At 66.5% G+C, this 1,878-nt stretch carries 4 protein-coding genes; 1 reads left to right on the top strand and 3 read right to left on the bottom strand.

Features of this window, described 5'->3' with window-relative positions:
- The coding region (locus RMO04_RS16120; RefSeq protein ID WP_309645792.1) for a limonene-1,2-epoxide hydrolase family protein at nucleotides 1–236 on the top strand (236 nt) is incomplete at its 5' end.
- 6 nt (nucleotides 237–242) lie between these two features.
- On the opposite strand, the gene RMO04_RS16115 is transcribed toward RMO04_RS16120, so the two are convergent.
- From RMO04_RS16115 to RMO04_RS16105, 3 genes are all read right to left on the bottom strand, one after another.
- The gene (locus RMO04_RS16115; RefSeq protein WP_309645791.1) at nucleotides 243–629 is read right to left on the bottom strand and encodes a nuclear transport factor 2 family protein; all 387 of its coding nucleotides are present in this window, start codon (nucleotides 627–629) and stop codon (nucleotides 243–245) included.
- Between the two features lie 13 nt (nucleotides 630–642).
- Nucleotides 643–1,401 (bottom strand): SDR family oxidoreductase, encoded by a 759-nt coding sequence (locus RMO04_RS16110; protein ID WP_309645790.1) that lies wholly within the window; start codon nucleotides 1,399–1,401, stop codon nucleotides 643–645.
- A 34-nt stretch (nucleotides 1,402–1,435) separates the two neighbouring features.
- On the bottom strand, nucleotides 1,436–1,878 hold a 443-nt coding region (locus RMO04_RS16105), incomplete at its 5' end, for a carotenoid oxygenase family protein (protein ID WP_309645789.1).

The raw sequence follows: 1,878 nt of genomic DNA, 5'->3' as shown, positions 1-1,878 counted from the left end.
GCGAGGGCCTGGACTCCATCACCCTCAACATCAGCAACATGGGAGTGATCGACGGGATCCTCTACATGGAGCGCGTGGACGAGTTCGTGATCCGCGGCCGGGCCGGCTCGGCGCCTGTGATGGGCGTGCTGGAGTTCGACGGGCCGCTGATCAGCGTCTGGCGCGAATACTACGACCGCGCCCACCTCCTGAAGAACATGGGCTTGGTGGAGGACTTCGACCAGAAGACGCGGTGAGTCCAGCTACCGCCCGTACGGCCGCAGCTCAGCGGATTTGGCGCTATCCAGGTACTCGTCCAGCCGGACGATCACGCCGTCCTTCATCTTGATGACGCAGCAGGCGTCCATCGCCCACGTCTTGCCGTCCGGCAGGGTGGCCTCCAGCACGTGCTGCTGCAGGAAGCCATCGGAGAGCGCCTCGCGCCGCACGACCCGATAGTTGCGGTCGGGCAGGGTGCGGATGAACCAGTCCAGCACCTTCATGTTCTGGTCGACCGTCTGCTCGATCCCGTCGTTGTTGTGCCAGAGCTTGGCGTCAGGGGCATAGCAGGCTCGGACCGTGGCGGTGTCGCCGCTCTGGATGGCGCCGACGAAACGCTCGGCTAAGTCGAGATAGTCTTGGGCGGTCATCGGGATCCCTCGTTTAGCGGCCGGTGGTGACGCGTTCGCCCGACAGCGAGCGGCGCATCTGCATTTCGTAGCCCTTCGGGTCGCGGGCTTGATTGGCGCGGACCTCGACGGCCATGTAGTCGGTGTCGACCTCGTCGGCGCCGCAACGGATAGCCTTGATGCCCGCCAGGGCGATGGTCTCCGGCGTCTCCTTGGCGCCTTCAACGTGGCTCGCCATGCGGGTGTCGACAGAACCTACGATCAAGGCGGTGACGCTGGTGTTCTGCGCGGCGAGCTCGGCCCGAAGGCAGGTCGACATGGCCCGGCCCGCGAACTTGGAGGGGCTGTAGCCGCCCATGCCGGGCACCGCGACGATGCCGCCGGCCGATAGGACGTTGGCGATCGCGCTTTCGGCGTGCCGCGCCAGGATCGGCGCGAAGGCCCGGCACATGGCCAGAGGGCCGAAATAGTTGATCTCCATCTCGCTGCGCGCCGCGGAAAGGTCGGGCGCCTTCAGCAGGGTCTGCATTGAGAACTGGCCGGCGTTGTTCACCAGGATGCTGACGTCCTGGCATTGCGCGGCGGCGGCCTCGATCTGCTCCGGCTTGCTGACGTCCAGCTCCACCGCGACGACCCGGCCCTGGCCCTCGTCGACCAGGTGGCGCGCGTTGGCCACGTCGCGGGTCCCGACATAGACCCGGGTCGCCCCGGCCGCCAGGAACGCGCGGACGAACGCCTCGCCGATGCCGCGATTGCCGCCGGTGACCAGGGCGACACTGCCTTCGATGTTCATGGGATTTCTTCTTCGTGTTCGGAGCGTGTGAGTCTTAGGCGGCGACGAACCCGTCGCGGATGAAGGCGCGGTCGGCCCAGACCGCATGGGTGCCGCTGCAGAGCTTGTGGGGCAGCGCGATCCGGACCACTGGCCCGTCCTCGAACCGCTTGCAGTCGATCAGGACGCACTCCGACGTCTGGCGGTTCTCGTCGATGAGGAAGCTCACCAGATAGCCGTCGTCCTCGTCTTTCGCGTCGATGCGCGGCACGAACGGCGCCTCGCTGGCGTAGACGCCGTCGGGCAGGTCGACGCTCCAGGACCCCCCGGTCTGCAGGTCGTGCTTCACGAAGCCGGTGAACAGGAACCACCCCGGCTTGGAGGTCGTCGAATAGGCGTAGCGATAGGGCTTGCCGGCGTAGCGCTGGTTGAACATCCCGAACTCCAGGATGCGCTCGTCCAGATGGTGTTCGCGGGTCTCGCCGGTCTTCAGATTGA

It is taken from the genome of Phenylobacterium sp. (genome assembly GCF_031412415.1).
GTDB lineage: Bacteria > Pseudomonadota > Alphaproteobacteria > Caulobacterales > Caulobacteraceae > Phenylobacterium.
The sequence above is the reverse complement of the archived record's forward strand: the minus strand, read 5'-3'. Positions and strand labels throughout refer to the sequence as shown.

What these genes read in the sequence shown, in the direction of transcription:
- RMO04_RS16115 (WP_309645791.1), bottom strand. Translation starts at nt 629, where the DNA reads ATGACCGCCCAAGACTATCTCGACTTAGCCGAGCGTTTCGTCGGCGCC.
- RMO04_RS16110 (WP_309645790.1), bottom strand. Translation starts at nt 1,401, where the DNA reads ATGAACATCGAAGGCAGTGTCGCCCTGGTCACCGGCGGCAATCGCGGC.